The sequence below is a fragment of the Halobacillus litoralis genome, assembly GCF_009856355.1.
GTDB lineage: Bacteria > Bacillota > Bacilli > Bacillales > Halobacillaceae > Halobacillus > Halobacillus litoralis_B.
Window position 1 is genome coordinate 594,418 of record NZ_WMEW01000001.1, and the last position, 18,243, is coordinate 612,660.

The following is an 18,243-nucleotide window of genomic DNA, read 5'->3' on the forward strand; positions in this document are numbered from 1 at the left end:
AAAAACCTGTAGAAGGATGCATCCTTCTACAGGTTTTTTTTATGTCTCAAGTGAGGTGGAAGGACGTTGGATCCCAAGGTCACTAAGTGCCTGTTCGAGACCACCTTTTGTCTGGATCCGTTTAAAGTTGACACCAAGATCCACCATCGTTTTCGCCATTTCCGGCCTGAGGCCTGTCAATGTCGTTTTCACACCGACAAGCTCCAAGGCATGGAAAATCTGATAGATGTAATTCGCTACATAGGTATCGATGATCGGGACCCCGGATACATCAATGAACAGCTCATCGAGATCCAGTTCGGTACTCCGGCGGAGGGATGTATCCATCACCATTCTGGCCCTTGGTGGATCGACCTCTCCAATGAGAGGCAGAACCGCCACTCCTTCAACAATCGTAACCACAGGAACAGACAATTCAGCAAGTCTTGTTTCTTTGCGCTCAGCCTCCTGCTGGATGCTTCTTGAATAAGACTCGCTGAAGTGCCTGGTGACTTCATCAAGGATGGAACTGACGGCTTTACTTACTTTGATAATGGTGGAAGAAGAGAAGGCGTCCTGTTCCAACTCTTCCTTGAAATGATCCCAAAGCACCCGGCGGACAAAATGAACCGCTCTCAGGGACTGTGACAATTCTCCGCCCTGGTTGATTTTGCTCGCCACTTCTTTTTCCGACCAGACCTTCACTTTTTCATGAACGTCCAAAGTCTCTTCTTCCAGGCTTTCAGAAATAAACATGAACAGCTGCTCCCAGTCAGCTGTCATGAGTGCCTCCACCCCATATTCCTTTTTCTTCATCGCTTTGACTTGTTCATCCAGCACTTTTTTGCTGGATACAATTTTATCTTTTATGTAGGACAGCTCATTATTCATCTGCAACCGTCTCCCTGTTTAAAGTATTCTTTAATCCTAACCTTACCATAAACTATTTTCTGAAAGAATAACTATACCTATTCTTCTTTCTGTGATTTCGGTATGATTAGGGAGATAACGCCTGTCTATGGAGGATTTATATGAATAAAGCGACATTGACCATTTTTCTTGTACTCTGTCTTCTTTTCCTGATCAGGGGACTCTACATCGGTATCTCCCAGGGGGAATGGACATCCTTGATCATCGCCTTATTGATCATCGTGTTTGGATCCTACCGGCTTTTTCAAAAAAACCAAAAATAAAGCCTTCCGTAACGAAGGCTTTTTATGCATATCGGGGAAGATCATACCTTCCGAACCACTGGTGTCTGTGATCGGAAAACCAGCGGTATAGAGGGGAGCCTATCCGTGAGGCTCCTGGAAGAGATAGAAGGACACCGAAGGCCGCAAAGAAAGGCAGGGCCAGCATCAACCGGCGGATGGTTTCAAACCCCTGGGTGATTTCCCCTTCTTTTGTGAGCATATGAATTTCATCAAGGACGTTTCGTCCTTCTAAATAAGGATATTTTCCACTTTTCTCTGTTTCCTGTACAGCTACCCATTTTATCTGTCCCAGCCAGTCAAACTTCATGAGTATTTTTTTGACATAGAAGCAGAAGGGACACTGTGCATCGTAAAAAACGACATGCTTCACTGGATCACTCCTTTATGAAAACTCCGCCTTCACCCACCCCCGGAGGGCATTCACCATCCAGATTTCCTCGAATTCCCCAAGCTGATCCTTAGTAAGGATCTGTTCTTTTATACGCCCCTGGTCCAACAGGTACTGCCTGTATGTACCTGCAAGAAGACCACTGGTTACCGGCGGTGTGATGTACTCTCCATGATATTTGACGACGAGATTGGCTATTGTGAATTCTGTCAGTTCCCCCCGGTCGTTCCACAGAAGAGTGGCTGCTTTACCGGGCACTTTGTGTCTCTCATATATTTCCCTGTGCGTCGTCTTATGAAACAAGAAAGGATCCTGATCGGATACAGGGGCGGCGGCAAGAGCGGTCTGAACATGAGGAGCGGGTGGATCCATCGGCATAACCTGAATTTCTTCCCGCCCGTTTTCATCTGTAAGGAGCCTTATTTTGTACAGCCCTTCCGGCCGTTGGTCTGTCACTTCCCGTAAGCGCTGCTTCAACCGGGAAGTGTTCAATGGGAATTGAAAGTACCGCGCTGACTTCTGCAGCCTCTGCAGGTGGTAATCCAACAGGTGTACACACCCTTCTTCCAGTCTCATCGTCTCCAAAAGCTGAAAATCAGGACGGTCTTCTGTGAGAAGACGGGCTTTGGTAAGCACTTCCTGATACTCCCCTTCTGAAGTGGAATCCCACGTTACGCCGCCTCCCGTTCCATAAACCGCTCTTCCACTTTCATGGTTGATCATAATTGTGCGGATGGGAACATTAAAGACGGCTTCCCTCCGGGGGGTTATAAAGCCGATGGCGCCGCAGTACACATCACGGGGGGAATCTTCCAGCCTTTTAATATATTCCATCGTCCTCACCTTGGGAGCCCCTGTAATGGACCCACATGGAAACAAGGCTTCAAACACCTGATACATCGTTAAGGATGGAGGAAGTTCTCCTTCCACAGTGGAAGTCATCTGATGGACGGTCGGATAGGTTTCTATATCAAACAGAGCCGGCACGCGCACGGAGCCGGGGACGGCAATCCGGCCGAGATCATTTCTTAAGAGATCGACGATCATCAGGTTTTCTGATTTTTCTTTTTCGGACACTTGAAGGTGCGTGTGCTGCTCTTCATCTTCCGAGTAAAACCTTCCACGTCCAGCTGTGCCTTTCATCGGTTTTGTTGTAATCGTGCGGTTATTCATCCGGAAAAAAAGTTCAGGAGAAGCGGATAAAAGGCTCCGGTCCCCCATATTTATATAAGCACCGTAGCCGGGCTTTTGATTGTTCATTAAACGCTGGTACAGCGAAAAGTCATCACCGGAAAAAGCGGCTTCCAATCTTGTCGTATAATTGACCTGGTACGTATCCCCTTCTTCAATCCCCTTCTTCACCTGTTCGATGCCTTTTCGGTAGTGGTTGTAGCTGCCCTTCATTTTCCACTCGGACACATGAAACGGAAGGCCGGAGGAATGTTCAGAAGCGTCCTCCCCTTTTTCGAAAATCCCGAACCAGACGAGCGGCCATTCAGGAGAATCGTGCACAACAAACGACTCATCAAAAGCCGGTGCTGCCTCATATGAAACATAGCCGGCAGCATAATAGCCTTCATCAAGAAGTTCTTCCAACCGTTCGAACAGTTCCTTCACTTCCCGGTGGTTGTCGGTCGTCAAGATTTCCACCGGCTTTTCAAAACGTCTGTTTTCCTTTTCACCATGCTCGTTCACAAATTCAAACTGCAGAAGAGGTTCATGATTCATACGACCGCCCCTTTCCTGCCTGATTGATACCGCAGTGCCTGCTGGTACGTATTCCACAGCATCGTGAAGCCGCACTCTGTAAGAATTGACTCCGGATGGAACTGGATGCCTTCCACTGGATAGTCCCGGTGCCGGACTCCCATGATACTCCCATCTTCAGAGACCGCTGTAACTACGAGCTGCTCCGGCATTTGATACTTATCTGCCTCCAGGGAATGGTAGCGTGTGACCTGCACACTTTCAGGGAGGCCCTCATAGACGTGGGCACCATCATGCGTCATGGCCGTGACTTTACCGTGCATCGGCTTTCTGCCTTTACGGACGGTTCCACCATAAGCCTCTACAATCAGCTGGTGACCCAGACAGATGCCGAGAATCGGAATATCAGCTTCGAATGCCCGGAGAACGTCCAGGCAGACACCGGATTCCGATGGTTTACCAGGCCCCGGAGAAAGAACAATCAGGTCAGGAGCAAGGTTGGCGATCTCCTCTACGGTGACTGCATCATTTTTTCTGACCATGACTTCTGTCTCCATCTGCTGAAAATACTGCACCAAGTTATACGTAAAAGAATCATAGTTATCAATGACGATGATCATAGCTGTTTCACCTTTCGTCCGTAATCATAATACCTTCATTATACTACCCTTCGGGGGCACCCTCATAGGAAGAACTGCTGCTAAAATCCATCAGCTTAGGAAAAAACAATCGAAAATGCCTGATGGATATATTAGAATGTATAAAAAGATGCGCTCCAGTTAGGATGAATCACATGTGGAAACAACTGCTTTATTCAAAGAGCATATGGATCAAAATAGCCAGCATCGTGATCGGCATTACGATGCCCTTGTGGCTGAGCATTGAACAGACAGGCATTGATGCCCTTATGGAAACTCTAAAGACCGATCCGGATGGGAGCACCCTGATGCTTGCCGCTTTCGGTCTGGTTATGCTGAACACCATCCGGGCGCTCCCCCATTATATCGGTGCCCTTCTTCTTGGTGACGAATTAGGAAGGAGACTGGAACGGCCCTGGCTGAAAATCGCTGTTCCGTTCGCCATCATTCCCCTTGTATATGCCATTATCAACGGGTATAATTCGATCAACTATCATTTTGGCGGCCCCGCCATCATTCTATTATTATCCATAGCCGTTCTTCACCTGTTAGGAAAGGGGCAGCTGCGTCCAATCTATAAAGCTTTCATACTCGCCCAGCTTTTATTCGGATTCCAGTGGCTGGATACGATTACGTACCTGACAGCGTTCGGATTCGGAGGGGGGGAATTATCCCTGCTGGTGAAAACCACAGCAGAACAGCTGGGCTTCGAGCAGGCCATCAGCCTCTACAGCTTCCTTTTCTTCGCCTTTTTCATCAGCAACGCCACCGTTCTTGCGGTATACCTGACTGTGGCTGAACAAAAGACACGGATGAGACAGGATCTGGATATTGCCCGTCTTGACATGGTGGAATCCAGGTCCGGCCGGGAAGCCCTTCACCTCGTGCATGATTTAAAAACACCCCTTTCTTTGATGGAAGGGCTCAATTCCTTGATCCAGATGAAGACAGAGGACAGGGAAATCCTGCAGTACACAAATAAGATATCTTCATCCATCCAGGCCACCAGCGATATGGTTTCGGAAATCCTCTATCACGAGAAGAAGAACTGGTGTTCATTAAAGACATTTATAGAGTATGTCCGTGCCAACAAGCTGTCAGAATCAGAAACGATGTACACCTTTGATTTGGCCGCGGACGAAGAACTGGAAATCTACATTAACAAAATCCGTATGACAAGAGCGCTCGTCAACTTAATTGATAATGCGGGAGATGCAGTCGAAGGAAAAGCAGATGCCAAAGTCACGATCGCTACGAAAGAGAACAGACAAGGGGTATCGGTCGGCGTTCAGGACAACGGCCACGGCATCAGTAAAGAGAACATCAATAAAATATGGAGCGCAGGCTACAGTACGAAATCCCACCCAGGTGTCGGACTGACCTTTGTGAAAAACGTCGTGAAGGAGCATGACGCTGAACTGACGATTGAAAGCAGGAAAGGCATAGGAACAACGTTCTGGATTCATATACCGAAGGAGAGAGTACGAGATGAAAATATTAATCATGGATAATGACGAATCTCTTAGATACATGCTTACAGAATTCTGCCGGCATGCCCAATGGGATTCAGATACGGCCTCCAATGGACGCGAAGGCGTGGATATGTTTTTAAAAGGGAACTATGATGTGATTCTCGTGGACTATCATATGCCTGAAATGGACGGTTTGCAGACAGTTAGAGAAATCCGCCGGCATAATTCTGTCGTCCCTATTCTCGTCTTAACGGTAGACGAAAGACAGGAGGTGGCCGACCGTTTTCTTGAGGAAGGGGCGACCGACTTTGCGTTAAAACCCGTGAAGGCTCCCGACCTCATTTCAAGAATCAAGCTGCACGCCCAGATCGCAAACATGAAACACGTGCAGGAAGAAGAGGAAGATGTTTTTACGGCCAAAGGCATCAGCAAAGGCACCCTCCACTCCATCGCTCAATATTTACAGGAAAACCGGGAAGCCTTTCCTGTCGATGTGATCTCGAAGGAAATCGGACTTGCCTACCCTACCGTCTATCGTTACTTAATGCATCTGCTTGAAGAAGGAAAAGTGAAGCAGGTCGTCAGCCATCAACGCATCGGCCGGCCTAAAAAATTATACAAATGGTATGCTCACTAACATACATTCCCCACCTTCAGGGTACAGGGGTATCGAAGGATTTATGAAGGAGGCTCTCCATTGAGAACCAGCAACCCGATTTTAAAAACAGACGCATTCCAGCGATCCCGTGAACAGGGAAAAACGATGACGCTCGGAGGAACGATCGCCAAAATAGCCGTTTTATTCCTGTTCCTGCTTGGAACTGCCGGATATACATGGTACCAGTACGCCCAGGGAGCGGACGTAACAATGATGATGTTGATCGGAGCGCTCGGAGGATTGGTATTCGCCCTGGTGACCGCATTTATTCCAAAAGCTGCCCCTGTTACAACTCCCATTTATGCCGCTTTGGAAGGGTTTCTGATCGGAGGCCTGTCCGCTTTTGCGGAGGGAGCTTACTCAGGCATTGTCATTCAAGCGGTCAGTTTAACACTGGCAGTCATGGCTGCCCTGCTTTTTCTGTACGCTTCCAGAATCATTAAAGTGACGAGGAACTTACGTTTGATGGTGGTTTCTGCCACACTTGGAATTTTTCTCGTTTATCTCGTTCAATTCATTCTGCAGTTTTTCGGAATGGAAGTGCCCTACCTCCATTCCAGCGGCCCCATCGGCATTGGCATCAGCTTGTTCATTACCGCCATTGCTGCACTGAACCTTGTCCTTGATTTTGACTTTATCGAGCAGGGAGTGGACCGAGGAGCTCCTAAGCATATGGAATGGTACGGCGCCTTCGGTTTGATTGTCACGCTGGTCTGGCTGTACATTGAGATTCTCAGGCTCTTACAGAAGATTCGGCGATGAAACACGAAAAGCATGGAGGGGACCTCAGGGTTCCCTCCATGCTTTTTTCATACTGAATCATTGTCCGGCCGGTCCTGTTTTTCTTTTTTTCGGGCAGCCCTTTCCTTTTCATGCTTGCGGGTAAGACTGTATCCCAAAAGGGTTTGCATGCTGAGGAATATATATAATACCGGCAGGCTGATGCTGTTGGGTGTTAACTGGTCTAATAAAACTCCACTTTCGTCAGTTTGAAGGATGGACTTTGTTGATTGGATGTCGAAAATGCCCGTGAGGATGGTTGAAATCCCGAAGGCTATTGTGAATCCTGCAAAGATTATGTTCCATACACCAAAGGGCTTTTTTCTAATGATACCTCGTATAATCAGGTAAGTCATCAAACCTGTGATCAGCCCCCCAATACCTATATAGACATAGAGTTGCAGAATAAGATCTGAACCTTCAATGATAAAAAATCCCTCTTTTCTTGTGTTGGTATCACCGCCAGCCGTCTCCTGCCAGCTTGTTAAAATGGGCCGGGCAGGTTACTGCGTCAAAAGATATTAGAAGAAAGACAGCTATGCTGTTATAGAAAATCGTCTGCAGCATTGACTGGACTTCATCATGATTATCAAAAACCGCTGTTCTGTAAAAAAATGATCAGTGGCTCCGTGAGAGTCTCCGGTAGCGGAAGATCAGGGTCTGTATATGTCTCGAGATTGCCTTCACGATCCTCAGGAGCTTCCTTCAGCACGTGATTCATCCCCTCAACAAGGAGAAGCTGCGAGTCCGGTGCCGCACCCTTTAAACGCTCAGCTTCCTCTACCGGAATCTGAACATCATGGGTACCGTTCACAAGGAGAACCGGCACATCCAGCTCCCTGATCTGGTCGGCTGGATCGTAGCTCATCCATGAACGTAGAAACGGCTGAAGGTCAGAAGCGAATAAGCTCTGGAGAGGAGGACTCACCTTCCCGGCATCCTCTCCATCTCTCAATTTCTCCAACACATCCAGACTTTCCTCATATAAATCCTCCGGCAGATTCTCCCTGAGCTGATTTTCCAGGATTTTATCAATCGGCTGTCCCGCACCCGCCAGCGATACGAAAGCGTCGACAGCATGATCCTCAGCCGCCATCATGCCGACAAGCGATCCCTGGCTGTGCCCGATGACCGCTGTTTCCGTAAACCTCTCATCCCGGGAGAGTTTTTCCACCCACTGGCCGGCATCGTTGGCAAACACTTCAAACCTCATGTTTTGTTCATCCATGGCTGCGTCACGATTCCTGCCTGCGCCGCGCTTATCATAACGGACGGAAGCGATCCCGGCTTCTGCGAGTCTTTCGGCAAGCATTTTCAAGCTGTCATTCCTTCCCTGAACGCCCTGGGAGTTTCCGTTGCGGTCCGTCGGGCCTGATCCTGGAATAATCAAGGCCACCGGCGCCTTCTCCATTCCTTCAGGCATCAGCAATTCCCCGTACAGGGTGCCGGAAGAGGTTTCCACAGAGAGGAATTCCCCCTCTTCCTCAGGTTCCAGCTCTTTTTTCTCCATAAGAAACCGATAAGACTGTCCTTCCTGAGTAAACGTCCCCGCAACCTCCCCATCCGTGAAACTTCCATTGAATTGAATGGATTGACCAGGCAGCGGCATCGTAAATGCGACTTCTTCCCCGCCGACAATGATATCTGACAACCTGAAGTCTTCCACATTCTGTACAGGGATGCTGATGGTTCCTTCCCATTCTTCTTCTTTGTCCATATGTATAATAAAGCCCAGTGGCTGTCCCGGTACTTCAATGGTACCTTCCCATCTTCCCTCCAGCATTTCGACACTCCTTTCATCTTCTCCCCTTTCTCCCGTTTGACATCCAACTAAGAAAAGGACGACCAGAAAGATGACCCCTACCCACTTGTTCATTGATTTCCCACCCCTTTCTTTTCTTAAATTTTACAGGAAATTCAAGTGAATATCACAACATCAATAAAAAAACTCCGTCTCTTCAAGGAGACGGAGTAAACATCAAGCGTGCTGCTGACTGGATTTGCTGCTGTTCATAAAGAAGGTCATAAGCAGCATTAGGGCGAGGAATACAAGCACAATGCTGAATCCACCGGCCATTCCGAAAATTTCAGAGGCCAGGCCTACAATGTAACCGGCAATACCCCCGCCAATACCGGCGGCAATATAAATCAGCCCTAAGGCAGAACCGCTGGTTTTGGACATCTGCGTCCCAAACGCTGTTGCTGTCGGGAACAATGCTGAGAAGAATAGACCGGCTCCTGCGAAAAGATAAGGGAAGCTTTCCGCTACAAGGAAACTGATCCCGACCATCAGCAGCGCCCCTGCCGAAAAGCTGATCAGGATCACCCGCTCGTTCACCCATTTTGTAATATAGGCGGCTGCGAGTCTTCCAACCATGAAGAAAACAGAGAAAATCGATAGAATAGCCGCTACCAGATCTTCCTTCTCTGCCGTTGCCATGCCTCCTAAATCAAGCGATTTGAGGTAGACCGGGAAGAAATTTGTAAAGGAAACTTCTGCCGATACTTGAAAGACGAGAAAGACCATAAGAAAAACGAATTGAGCATCCTTCAGCATCGGAATAAAAGCCTTCAAATCGACTTTTTCCGCTTTCCCTGAAGGGAAGGCTACACTTGTGATATAGATAATGACAGCAACCAGTGAAACCGCAATGCCTAGATAAAAATATCTCCAGGACGCGAATTGGAAAAGGAAGTTCAATACTTGTGGAAAGATGACCATCCCAAGACCATAAACACCCATCGCGAGGTTGAACATCTGGTTCTGCTTTTCTGGATAAGCTGCGGGAACGATTGCGTTGGAAGCTACCCCGAGCGCTCCAAGACCAAAACCGACAATCATATAAAAACCGAGGAAAAACATAATATTGGGGGCAAGGCCTGTCCCTAGGAATCCAAGACCCATAATAATCGAGCCGATGATGGTCATCGTACGCAGACCTTTTTTGTCTGTGTAATATCCAATGATGACACTGGCAAGCGTAAAGCCAAGCTGGAAGATTAAAACGACAAGACCAAACTGGCTCATGTCCAGACCAAGATCATTTTCCACCTGGTCAAGCACAATCCCTTTGGTGTTGGTCACCCCGCCTGATATAAATTGAGTAAACATTAAAATGATTAAAGCGTGTAAACTTTTCCCTTTCTTCATGTGTGGTACCTCCTGATCGTCTTTTATGTGGGAACATTTTCAGGAAATACCCCGGTTTTTTTTCAGTAAAACTCCATTCTTCTATGTAACCGTTTTTTTACACGATTTTTTATTATTATCCCGGAAAAATTCCTCCTCTTTGGTGAATATTCACCTCTCTTCCCGTTATCCACTTATCATGAAATTTTAAGACGCGGCAGATGTGGGCTGGGATGACTTGTTCTATCAAACAAATCAGGCTGACGGGAGAACCCGTCAGCCTGATTTACTATATCAATGTTTCATATCTATGGAACCACGGCTCGGCCTCTTCGAGCTGGGAAGCCAGCTTAAACAAGGTCTTTTCATCGCCGAACCGGCCGGTAAAGTGGGACCCGATCGGCACATTGTTTTCTTTCCAATACAGGGGCACGCTCATCGCAGGCAGTCCCGTCACATTGGCTGCAGGGGCCAGGTGGGCATAAGCAGCTGAGACAGCAAGGATTTCATCAATCGTCTTTTCTTCCCCGTTATAACAGCCGAGCGGAAGTGCGGAAGAGGCATTGACCGGGTGAAGGAGAACATCGTACTGCTCAAAGAATGCATGGAATTTCGCACTTTCCGAAGCCAGATAGAGACGTGCTTTCTCATAATCCAGAGCTGAATAGCCTTCCGCTTTTTCAATAAGGGTGGAAAGCATCCGTTCTACGTTATGGCTGTCCGCCGTTTTCCCGTTCATCCGTGCCGCTTCCTTGACGGCTAAGGCGCCTCCTACGACCCACACCACAACAAAAGCGTCCATAAACTTGTTCAAATCAATGTCCGGGTACGCCCGCTCAACGTGGTGACCGAGCGATTCGCACAGCCGTGCCGTTTTATTTACAGCTTCCTGAACATCTTGACTGATCGGCATAACGCCGCCGAAATCAGCCATATATCCGATTTTCAATGAGCCCAGATCGCGATGATCCAGGCCGGCATAAGGTCTGCCCTGCGCAGGAGTCGCAAATAGATCCCCTTTTTGAGGGCCTTCTAAAATATCGAGCAGGGCCGCGCTGTCTCTGACGGATTTGGTAACCCCGTGACTGACGGCAAAGCTGTTCAAATGCATAGAGAAAGGGGTGCGTCCCCTTGTCGGCTTGAACCCGAACAAACCGGTGTTGGAAGCCGGAATCCGGATGGAGCCTCCACCGTCACTCGCATGGGCGAAAGGCACCATTCCTGACGCGACGGCAGCTGCCGCTCCACCACTCGAGCCACCGGGTGAATAGTCTCTGTTCCACGGATTTTTCGTAAATCCGAGATGGACAGACTCCGTAGCGGGTGTAAAGCCGAATTCAGGGGTGTTGGACTTTCCAATGATGGTCAATCCCCCTTTTCTGAACCGCTTTACGAATTCATCATCCCATCCAGCTTTGAAGCCATCCATCACTTTGGATCCATAGGTTAACGGATGGCCCTTCACGGCATTCAAATCTTTAATTAAAAAGGGAAGCCCCATGAATGGGCCATCCGTGTTCACCGGCTCCTCAATCTGATGAACAACAGCGTTCAAATCCGGATTTTTCCGTGCGGTAACGGATCTGTAGTGGTCGATCACCTCTTCAATTTTCCATTCTTTCTGAAGGAGTTTCTCCCGAAGCCCCCATGCATCGAGATGATACAGTTCCCGGTGTTCCATCTTATTACCTCCTTGATCGGTTCTGAATATGTACAGGTTTGCCCGCTTCTTTCCTGGGTAAAGTAAAACAAACAAAAGAGGAGGGAAAAGGTGTGCAGCCTAAAATCTTCTGGACCGCTTATGCAGCTTCTCTCATGGTTATTTCCTTGTATACAAACTCCATCCACCAGGAAGGGACGCTTCAGCTGACCCGGACCTTTCTCTGCTTTGGTGCTGCTCCGGCCTTGATTGGCTGCAGCTTAGAGACGGCCATCTGGTTCCGGCATTCCTGGAAACGGCTGCTTTTGACCGCTTCCCGGCTGCCGGTAACTGCAGCGGCTTTTCTTGCCGGAACCACTGCCGCTTATGATATTCTACACGTCTACGTCACCCATCCCGCATGGACGGTCATTCAGCTGATCCTGTTGTTTTGGGCGGCGCTGCTTTTCTGGTCTCCTCTTCTGATTCCCGCTCCTTTTTCACGAAAACAGACCCCAATGACAAAGTTCACCTACCTTATTGTTACAGGCATGCTCTTCTACTTCTATCACCAAGCCGCCGGATATGTACAGGGAGAGCCTGTATCCGTCACGTTTATGACCGGAGGCACCACGGCATTGATCGTATACCTTTTCTATTTCATCCATACTTGGGCAGCAGCGGAAGCACAAACCGACCGCTCGACGGTCAAAGGGCAGTTCCAACGTGTCCACCGGCATGAGTGATCGGACCAAAAAGCCGCTGAACCCAGCTGCTTCCCATTGTAACCAATGAAAACAGCATTTCAGACCATAGAAAAACGGAGGCTGCCGGGAACTTACCCGAATACCTCCGCTTTGTCATTTACCTCGGCTTCATGAATAGCTGCGTCCAATACGTGCCATACCGGCCCTGTCCTTCCACATAGCCCACTCCAATATGAGTGAAATCCTCGTGAAGGATGTTGGCCCTGTGGCCGTCACTGTTCATCCAGCCTTCAACGACTTCCTCCGGTGTCCGCTGCCCGGCGGCAATGTTCTCACCGGCAGCCAGATAGGAGAAGTCAAACTGATCCATCATATCAAACGGACTTCCATAGGTCGGCGATTCATGGCTGAAATAATTCTTGTCCGCCATATCCTGTGACTTAACATCGGCCATACCGCTCAACCGGTCATGCATCTCTAGAGGCGGCAGGCCTTCTTCAGCCCGTTCTTTGTTAACGAGGACAACGACCTCCCGCTCATATTCCCCAGGAGTATAGCTGTCCAGCGCCTGGACTTCAGCTGTCGGCTCTGAACCTTCCTGACCCTCCGGTTGAGGAGAGGAGTCAGAATCAGCGGCAGGCTGTTCTTCTCCTTGTTCCGACGGGGCTTCGTCCGGGTATTTCCATTCAATTTGATCTATAAAAGTAAAGAAATCCTGAAGGTCTGTTTGAAACCCTTCCACTTCTTTTTGAAAATCGGTTTCCTGCATCCAGCCCTGAATATGTGCACTGACTTTGTCATAGGAGGCTTTAGGCCCTTCCTTGAAAAAGTCCTGGGCAGAAACAGGGGTGGCGGCGACAATAATGACAAACAAGGCGGCTGAAAAGAGGACAAACTTCTTTATCATGATGATTCTCTCCTTGGTTTGTGAAGGTATGCTGCTATCTCCAGTATTCCATGCTCTCCTTCAAAAGGCAACTTTCCGATCTCTGTTACCGGCTCTCCAGACGTCCTTTGTAGATGACACTCTTCGTTAACGGAATCCCGAGGTTCTCTGCCATCTTTTTCAGACGTTTCTCTTCTACAGGATTCACGATTGAAACGACACGGCCTTCCACGGCACCAATACGGCCGGTCCTTCCGGCTCTATGCACATAAGAGCTCGGATCCTTCGGAATATCCAGGTTGACGACGTAATTGATTTCGTGAATATCCAGCCCCCTTGCGGCGACATCTGTCGCCATCAGCAATGGATAGGAACCATTGCGGAATTCTTTGACGGCTTTGGCACGCTGTTCTTTTTTCGCATCACTGTGGAGAAGGCCAAGGTCCAGTTTTTTGTAAACCAGTTTTTCAGCCATCACGTTCAATTTCGCGATATCCTGCATAAACGCAAGTCCGGTGAACCCGTCGGTGTGTGCCAGCTTCCGGACCATTTCAATCTTGTCCCGGTCTTCACTGACAATATAATGATGGGTAACCTCGGGCTTTTTCACCTCTTCATCAATGCGGATGACTTCTGCATTCTCATCCATAAATGTCTGTGCAAGGTCGATGACTTCATCCGGAAGAGTAGCCGAGAATAAAAGCTTCTGCGTATCCCGCTGTACACTCTTCAGAATATGATTGATCGTTTCCTTATGCTCCGGGACGAGAAGCTGATCCGCTTCATCCAGAACCACAGCCTTGATTTCATGGGCTTTCAACTTTTTCTTCTGAATGAGTTCGTTTACACGACCAGGCGTCCCTGCTGCAATATGCGGCTTCTTCTTCAGCTTATCGATCTGACGTTTCACATTTGCTCCGCCGATCAACGTCGTGCTTGTAATCCCGCTTCCCTTCGTCCACTTTTGAACCTCCTGATGGATCTGCATCACAAGTTCATGCGAAGAAGCGAGAATCAATAACTGGGTATGCTTTTGACTGCTGTCGATTTTCTCAATCAGTGGAAGCAGATAAGCCAGGGTTTTCCCGCTGCCTGTCGGTGCTTCAGCCAGCACATCCTCTCCCTTTGCAATAAAAGGAAGGGACGCTTCCTGCACAGCCGTCCACGTCTCAAAGCCGGATTCCTCCCACGCCTGTTTCGTAGAGGGAGATAAGTGATCCAGCCATTCCTGTTGTTTATCTGTCATGGTTTATTCGTTCCTTTCTATCTGAAAAACACGATCGGTATAAAAAATAGGCCTCTTCCCATTTCGTTTGGTGGAGAGGCCTTCATGTGTGATCCACAGCTTACTTTCATTATACCATGACTGTGTTTAAGATTCGATAAACTTCTTCAAGTGCTGCAGGTGGTTCTGGTCTTCCTTTTTTATGATCTGCTTGATCAACGGGCGGGTCAGCGCATTACGCAGCCCCTGGGTAAACAGCTCGCCTTGGAACACCACTTTCGTCCCTTCCGGTGCCTGTTCAAACTGGTAATGATACCGAAGGTCAAGACCGCTCTGAACACTTTTGACCGAATAGGACCGGTTTTCTTCGATCGCTGTGACTTCAATGACCGCTGATACCTTCCTGCCTCTAATTTCTCTCGTCTCTTTGAATTTATACCCTTCCCTGACAGGACCTTCGCTCAACAGCTCCACCGCAACCACAGCTTCCATGATCTGCGGGCTGTTTGAAAAATCCACAGCAGCTTTAAACACTTCTTCCACCGGCCGTTCAATCACGACCGACTGGGTCATAAAACTCATCGTTCTCCTCCTTTCGCTCTCCCTTCCCTATTCTCTACACAAGCCCTGTGTCCCTTTTTCCAGACAAGGATTCCCCCTCTCCGCTTCCGCGAGGTATAACGAGGGTGGAAACACACAACCTACAAAAAATAAAGGTGTGAAAGGGGAATGGTGTATGGACTGGTTAGCCGTCCTTCCATTTGTCGTTGTCATCATTGCCGCCATCTGGACCAAGCAGGTGATTCCAAGCCTCCTGTTTGCGGTTGTCGTCGCTGGATACATCATGGATTTCCACTGGCTTGGCGGGATGTTGACGACTCTGGGATTTATCATTGAAGGTCTGAGAGATGAGAGCAACATTAAAATCATTTTGTTTTTGTATGCTTTTTCCGCTTTGATTGGACTGATTAAAATGTCAGGGGGAATCAAAGGGTTCGTGCAGGAGGCGGCCGAACGGATTGAGCATAAGCGGGGAGCCTTTATGCTGACTTGGATTTCCTCCATCGGAACGTTCAGCGCCCCGAGCTTTCGCATTGTCACGATCGGACCGGTCATGAAAGCGCTGAGAAAATCCATCCCCATGACGAAACAGGAGCTCGGATTTGTCATTGAAACGACCGCCTCCCCTCTTGTCGTTCTCATCCCGATTGCTACCGCCTTCGTCGGATACATGACCTCTGTCATTGAATTATCACTTAATCAGGCAGGGATGGAAGGAGATGCCTACAGCCTTTATATCCAAAGCATCCCCTATAACTTTTTCGCCTTTGCCATGCTCGGTGTAGGTTTTTATTTAAGTTTCTTTCATAAAAACAAGACCCCTGCCACAGACGCTGAAAATCACGGGGAGCAGCCGGACGATGACCAGTGGGAAGACTGTCACCCTGCTGTTACGAAAGACCTTCCTGCCAAGCCGTGGCATTTAATCGTCCCTTTAATCAGTGTTATTCTTCTCACGTTTCTATTTATGTACAGCCTCGGCGTCCAAAACGGCCGCACAGGATTCGATGCCCTGATCAACGCCAATGTGCTGGATGCGATGGTTCTTGCGGTTGTGCTTACGTTAATTGCTTTTGTCATCTACCTTAAGTTCCGATCGGAATCTTTGAAAAAAATGATGGACAGCTTAATCGCCGGGGGAAACGATATGATGGGCGTCATTCTCCTGCTTGCGATGGTGTGGGGGCTCAGCACCGGATCAGAGGCCTTGGCGTTTGCCGATACCATATCTTCTTCCTTTGCCTGGGTGCCTGCAGGATTTGTCGCTGTCATCACGTTTATCGCAGGATGCGGCATCTCCTACTTCATCGGGTCTTCCTGGGGAACGTGGGGCATTCTTATGCCTGTGGGCGTTTCCATTGCAGCGGCCGCTGACAGCTCGCTCCCTATGGTGATTGGAGCGGTTTTTGCGAGCGGGACGTTCGGAGCCTTCGCTTCTCCTTTGAGCGACGATACGAATACGACGGCTGGAATTTTAAATTTGAACCCTGTTAAGTACGCCCGTTTCAAGCTGCGGCCGGCTCTCATTGCCGCCGGTGCTGCGGCTGCTCTCTATTTCGTGCTTTCCTTCTTCCTGACTTGAACATGGAAGCATAAAAAAGCCCGGGGATCCCCCGGGCGTTTGAGCCGGCATTATTTGATCGGCAGATAGAGACAGTATCTTCCTTCCTGTCCTGTATACGGCTGATACTCCTCAAAGCCGAACCCTTCCACCTGCTGATATCCATTTTCTACGATCCATTGATGGAGATACGAATACGGGTCAAAATCATGCAGTGAAGGATCATATTCGATCATGGCGTACGTGTGAGCAGGGACGGTTTTTGTAATCATATCCTGAGGGATTTTCTCAAAGCTGTCGACTTCCACGGCAGCAATCCAATAAAAAGCATCCCTGGATTCATTCCAATTCGGCGGGTCCACAAACATCCCGATCGACCGGGGCGCATTGACACGATTTTTCACTTTCGGCAGTTTCATCGTATGGAACTGCTCCATCAGTCTCGGCACCTTGATTGAACGTTCATCCATCATCGTTTGACAAGAGACTCCGACCACCTTGAAATGGGACTTTTGAACGACCTTAGGTTCCACTGCTGTTGTCACTTGCTCACTCATTGCATGGCCACTCCTTTTGATTTTGATCTCTCCTTGACTAATTCCACATGAAACCTGGTAATCCCTTGTAGAAATATCGCGTTCGATGATATTCGCAGCCATTCGACGATCTTTTTATGCACCTTTGTTCATGATGAAGAATAAAGTTCCATTCCTCTATCTTACGGTGCACACAGGAGCATTTATGCCATTTTTTATTTCCAGCCGATAACCGCCTGCAGGATGGCCTTCTGTACGTGCATACGGTTCTCCGCCTGTTGAAAAACTACCGAATGCGGCCCGTCAATCACATCGGCAGTTACTTCCTCACCCCGATGGGCAGGAAGACAGTGAAGGAAGGTGACGTCGGCAGCCGCCTGATCCAGCAGATCAGCGTTCACCTGATAGCCGTTGAATTCCTGGATACGGGCCTCCGCTTCGTCCTCCTGCCCCATGCTTGCCCACACATCTGTGTAAATGACATCCGCTTTCCAGGCGGCACGCTGAGGATCAGTTTCAACCGTCACTTTCCCGTCGTATTGTTCAGCCAGCCCGCGGGCCTTTTCTGTCAGCTCTTTATCAGGTTCATAGCCTTCCGGCGTACAGATGACCACTTCCATTCCCATCATAGCCGATAGAATCATCAAGGAATGCGCCACGTTGTTTCCATCTCCGATATAGACTACCTTTAAGCCGGAAAGGCGGCCCTTGATTTCAAGAATCGTAAAAATGTCTGCAAGCGCCTGACACGGATGGTAGCGATCGCACAAGCCGTTAATTACCGGGACAGAAGCGTGGGCAGCCAGCTCCTCGAGTTTTTCATGGGATGTCGTCCGGTACATGAGCGCATCCACATACCCCGACAATACCTGTGCCGTATCAGCAATGGTTTCACCACGGCCGATTTGAATGTCTCTTGAGTTCAAGTACAGGGCGTGCCCTCCCATTTGAACCATACCGACTTCAAAGGACACGCGGGTTCTCGTTGAAGACTTCTCAAAAATCATACCGAGCGTTTTCCCTTTCATGGACTGGGAGTATGGATTCTCCTTCACATGCTGGGCGGATGCGAGGAGACGGGAGACATCTGACTGTGTGTAATCAAGCCATGTCAGCACGTGTCTGCCATGGAGGGATTCATTGGCTGCATGCATTTGTTCCA

19 protein-coding genes are annotated in these 18,243 nt (G+C 48.7%); 6 read left to right on the top strand and 13 right to left on the bottom strand.

Going from position 1 to position 18,243, the window contains the following annotated elements; genetic code table 11:
- Positions 1-39: 39 nt before the first annotated feature.
- On the bottom strand, positions 40-870 hold the full coding sequence (locus GLV97_RS02735; protein ID WP_160888929.1) for an STAS domain-containing protein: 831 nt from the start codon (positions 868-870) through the stop codon (positions 40-42).
- 140 nt (positions 871-1,010) lie between these two features.
- Here GLV97_RS02735 and GLV97_RS02740 point away from each other — a divergent pair, with 140 nt between their 5' ends.
- Positions 1,011-1,172 (top strand): hypothetical protein, encoded by a 162-nt coding sequence (locus GLV97_RS02740; protein ID WP_160888930.1) that lies wholly within the window; start codon positions 1,011-1,013, stop codon positions 1,170-1,172.
- Positions 1,173-1,194: 22 nt separating this feature from the next.
- Here GLV97_RS02740 and GLV97_RS02745 read toward each other — a convergent pair whose 3' ends face one another.
- From GLV97_RS02745 to GLV97_RS02755, 3 genes are read right to left on the bottom strand one after another with little or no spacing between them, the layout of a single operon-like run.
- Positions 1,195-1,563: a DCC1-like thiol-disulfide oxidoreductase family protein gene (locus tag GLV97_RS02745; RefSeq protein ID WP_160837101.1), complete on the bottom strand. Its 369-nt coding sequence runs from the start codon at positions 1,561-1,563 to the stop codon at positions 1,195-1,197.
- A 12-nt stretch (positions 1,564-1,575) separates the two neighbouring features.
- Entirely contained in the window at positions 1,576-3,309 is a 1,734-nt protein-coding gene (gene pabB, locus GLV97_RS02750) for an aminodeoxychorismate synthase component I (RefSeq protein WP_160888931.1), read from the bottom strand.
- On the bottom strand, positions 3,306-3,908 hold the full coding sequence (locus GLV97_RS02755; RefSeq protein ID WP_160888932.1) for an anthranilate synthase component II: 603 nt from the start codon (positions 3,906-3,908) through the stop codon (positions 3,306-3,308). Before GLV97_RS02755 ends, pabB begins: the two co-directional genes overlap by 4 nt.
- 173 nt (positions 3,909-4,081) lie before the next feature.
- Here GLV97_RS02755 and GLV97_RS02760 point away from each other — a divergent pair, with 173 nt between their 5' ends.
- From GLV97_RS02760 to GLV97_RS02770, 3 genes are read left to right on the top strand one after another with little or no spacing between them, the layout of a single operon-like run.
- The gene (locus tag GLV97_RS02760) at positions 4,082-5,437 is read left to right on the top strand and encodes a sensor histidine kinase (protein WP_237418546.1); all 1,356 of its coding nucleotides are present in this window, start codon (positions 4,082-4,084) and stop codon (positions 5,435-5,437) included.
- Entirely contained in the window at positions 5,415-6,035 is a 621-nt protein-coding gene (locus GLV97_RS02765; RefSeq protein WP_160837107.1) for a response regulator, read from the top strand. Before GLV97_RS02760 ends, GLV97_RS02765 begins: the two co-directional genes overlap by 23 nt.
- 60 nt (positions 6,036-6,095) lie before the next feature.
- Positions 6,096-6,818 carry a Bax inhibitor-1/YccA family protein gene (locus tag GLV97_RS02770; protein WP_160888933.1) on the top strand — a complete coding sequence of 241 codons (723 nt, stop codon included), beginning with the start codon at positions 6,096-6,098 and terminating at the stop codon, positions 6,816-6,818.
- Positions 6,819-6,865: 47 nt separating this feature from the next.
- Here GLV97_RS02770 and GLV97_RS02775 read toward each other — a convergent pair whose 3' ends face one another.
- The 4 genes from GLV97_RS02775 to GLV97_RS02790 form a co-directional block, all read right to left on the bottom strand.
- Positions 6,866-7,195, bottom strand: coding sequence for a hypothetical protein (locus GLV97_RS02775; protein ID WP_160888934.1), 330 nt, complete (start codon positions 7,193-7,195; stop codon positions 6,866-6,868).
- Between the two features lie 230 nt (positions 7,196-7,425).
- Entirely contained in the window at positions 7,426-8,712 is a 1,287-nt protein-coding gene (locus GLV97_RS02780; protein WP_160888935.1) for an alpha/beta hydrolase, read from the bottom strand.
- Positions 8,713-8,814: 102 nt separating this feature from the next.
- Positions 8,815-9,987 carry an MFS transporter gene (locus GLV97_RS02785; protein ID WP_160837115.1) on the bottom strand — a complete coding sequence of 391 codons (1,173 nt, stop codon included), beginning with the start codon at positions 9,985-9,987 and terminating at the stop codon, positions 8,815-8,817.
- A gap of 268 nt (positions 9,988-10,255) precedes the next feature.
- Positions 10,256-11,647, bottom strand: coding sequence for an amidase (locus GLV97_RS02790; RefSeq protein ID WP_160888936.1), 1,392 nt, complete (start codon positions 11,645-11,647; stop codon positions 10,256-10,258).
- Between the two features lie 92 nt (positions 11,648-11,739).
- Here GLV97_RS02790 and GLV97_RS02795 point away from each other — a divergent pair, with 92 nt between their 5' ends.
- Positions 11,740-12,351 carry a hypothetical protein gene (locus GLV97_RS02795; protein ID WP_160888937.1) on the top strand — a complete coding sequence of 204 codons (612 nt, stop codon included), beginning with the start codon at positions 11,740-11,742 and terminating at the stop codon, positions 12,349-12,351.
- Positions 12,352-12,469: 118 nt separating this feature from the next.
- Here GLV97_RS02795 and GLV97_RS02800 read toward each other — a convergent pair whose 3' ends face one another.
- The 3 genes from GLV97_RS02800 to GLV97_RS02810 all read right to left on the bottom strand — a co-directional run bounded on the left by GLV97_RS02800 (position 12,470) and on the right by GLV97_RS02810 (position 15,005).
- Positions 12,470-13,219: a CAP domain-containing protein gene (locus GLV97_RS02800; protein ID WP_160837121.1), complete on the bottom strand. Its 750-nt coding sequence runs from the start codon at positions 13,217-13,219 to the stop codon at positions 12,470-12,472.
- A gap of 85 nt (positions 13,220-13,304) precedes the next feature.
- Positions 13,305-14,444, bottom strand: coding sequence for a DEAD/DEAH box helicase (locus GLV97_RS02805; protein ID WP_160888938.1), 1,140 nt, complete (start codon positions 14,442-14,444; stop codon positions 13,305-13,307).
- Between the two features lie 126 nt (positions 14,445-14,570).
- Positions 14,571-15,005: an SRPBCC family protein gene (locus GLV97_RS02810; RefSeq protein WP_160888939.1), complete on the bottom strand. Its 435-nt coding sequence runs from the start codon at positions 15,003-15,005 to the stop codon at positions 14,571-14,573.
- 154 nt (positions 15,006-15,159) lie between these two features.
- Between GLV97_RS02810 and GLV97_RS02815 the strand changes: the two genes are divergently transcribed.
- Positions 15,160-16,566: a Na+/H+ antiporter NhaC family protein gene (locus GLV97_RS02815; protein ID WP_160888940.1), complete on the top strand. Its 1,407-nt coding sequence runs from the start codon at positions 15,160-15,162 to the stop codon at positions 16,564-16,566.
- A 50-nt stretch (positions 16,567-16,616) separates the two neighbouring features.
- On the opposite strand, the gene GLV97_RS02820 is transcribed toward GLV97_RS02815, so the two are convergent.
- Positions 16,617-17,102, bottom strand: coding sequence for a GyrI-like domain-containing protein (locus GLV97_RS02820; RefSeq protein ID WP_160837129.1), 486 nt, complete (start codon positions 17,100-17,102; stop codon positions 16,617-16,619).
- Positions 17,103-17,296: 194 nt separating this feature from the next.
- The gene (argF, locus tag GLV97_RS02825) at positions 17,297-18,235 is read right to left on the bottom strand and encodes an ornithine carbamoyltransferase (RefSeq protein ID WP_237418565.1); all 939 of its coding nucleotides are present in this window, start codon (positions 18,233-18,235) and stop codon (positions 17,297-17,299) included.
- Positions 18,236-18,243 lie beyond the last annotated feature (8 nt).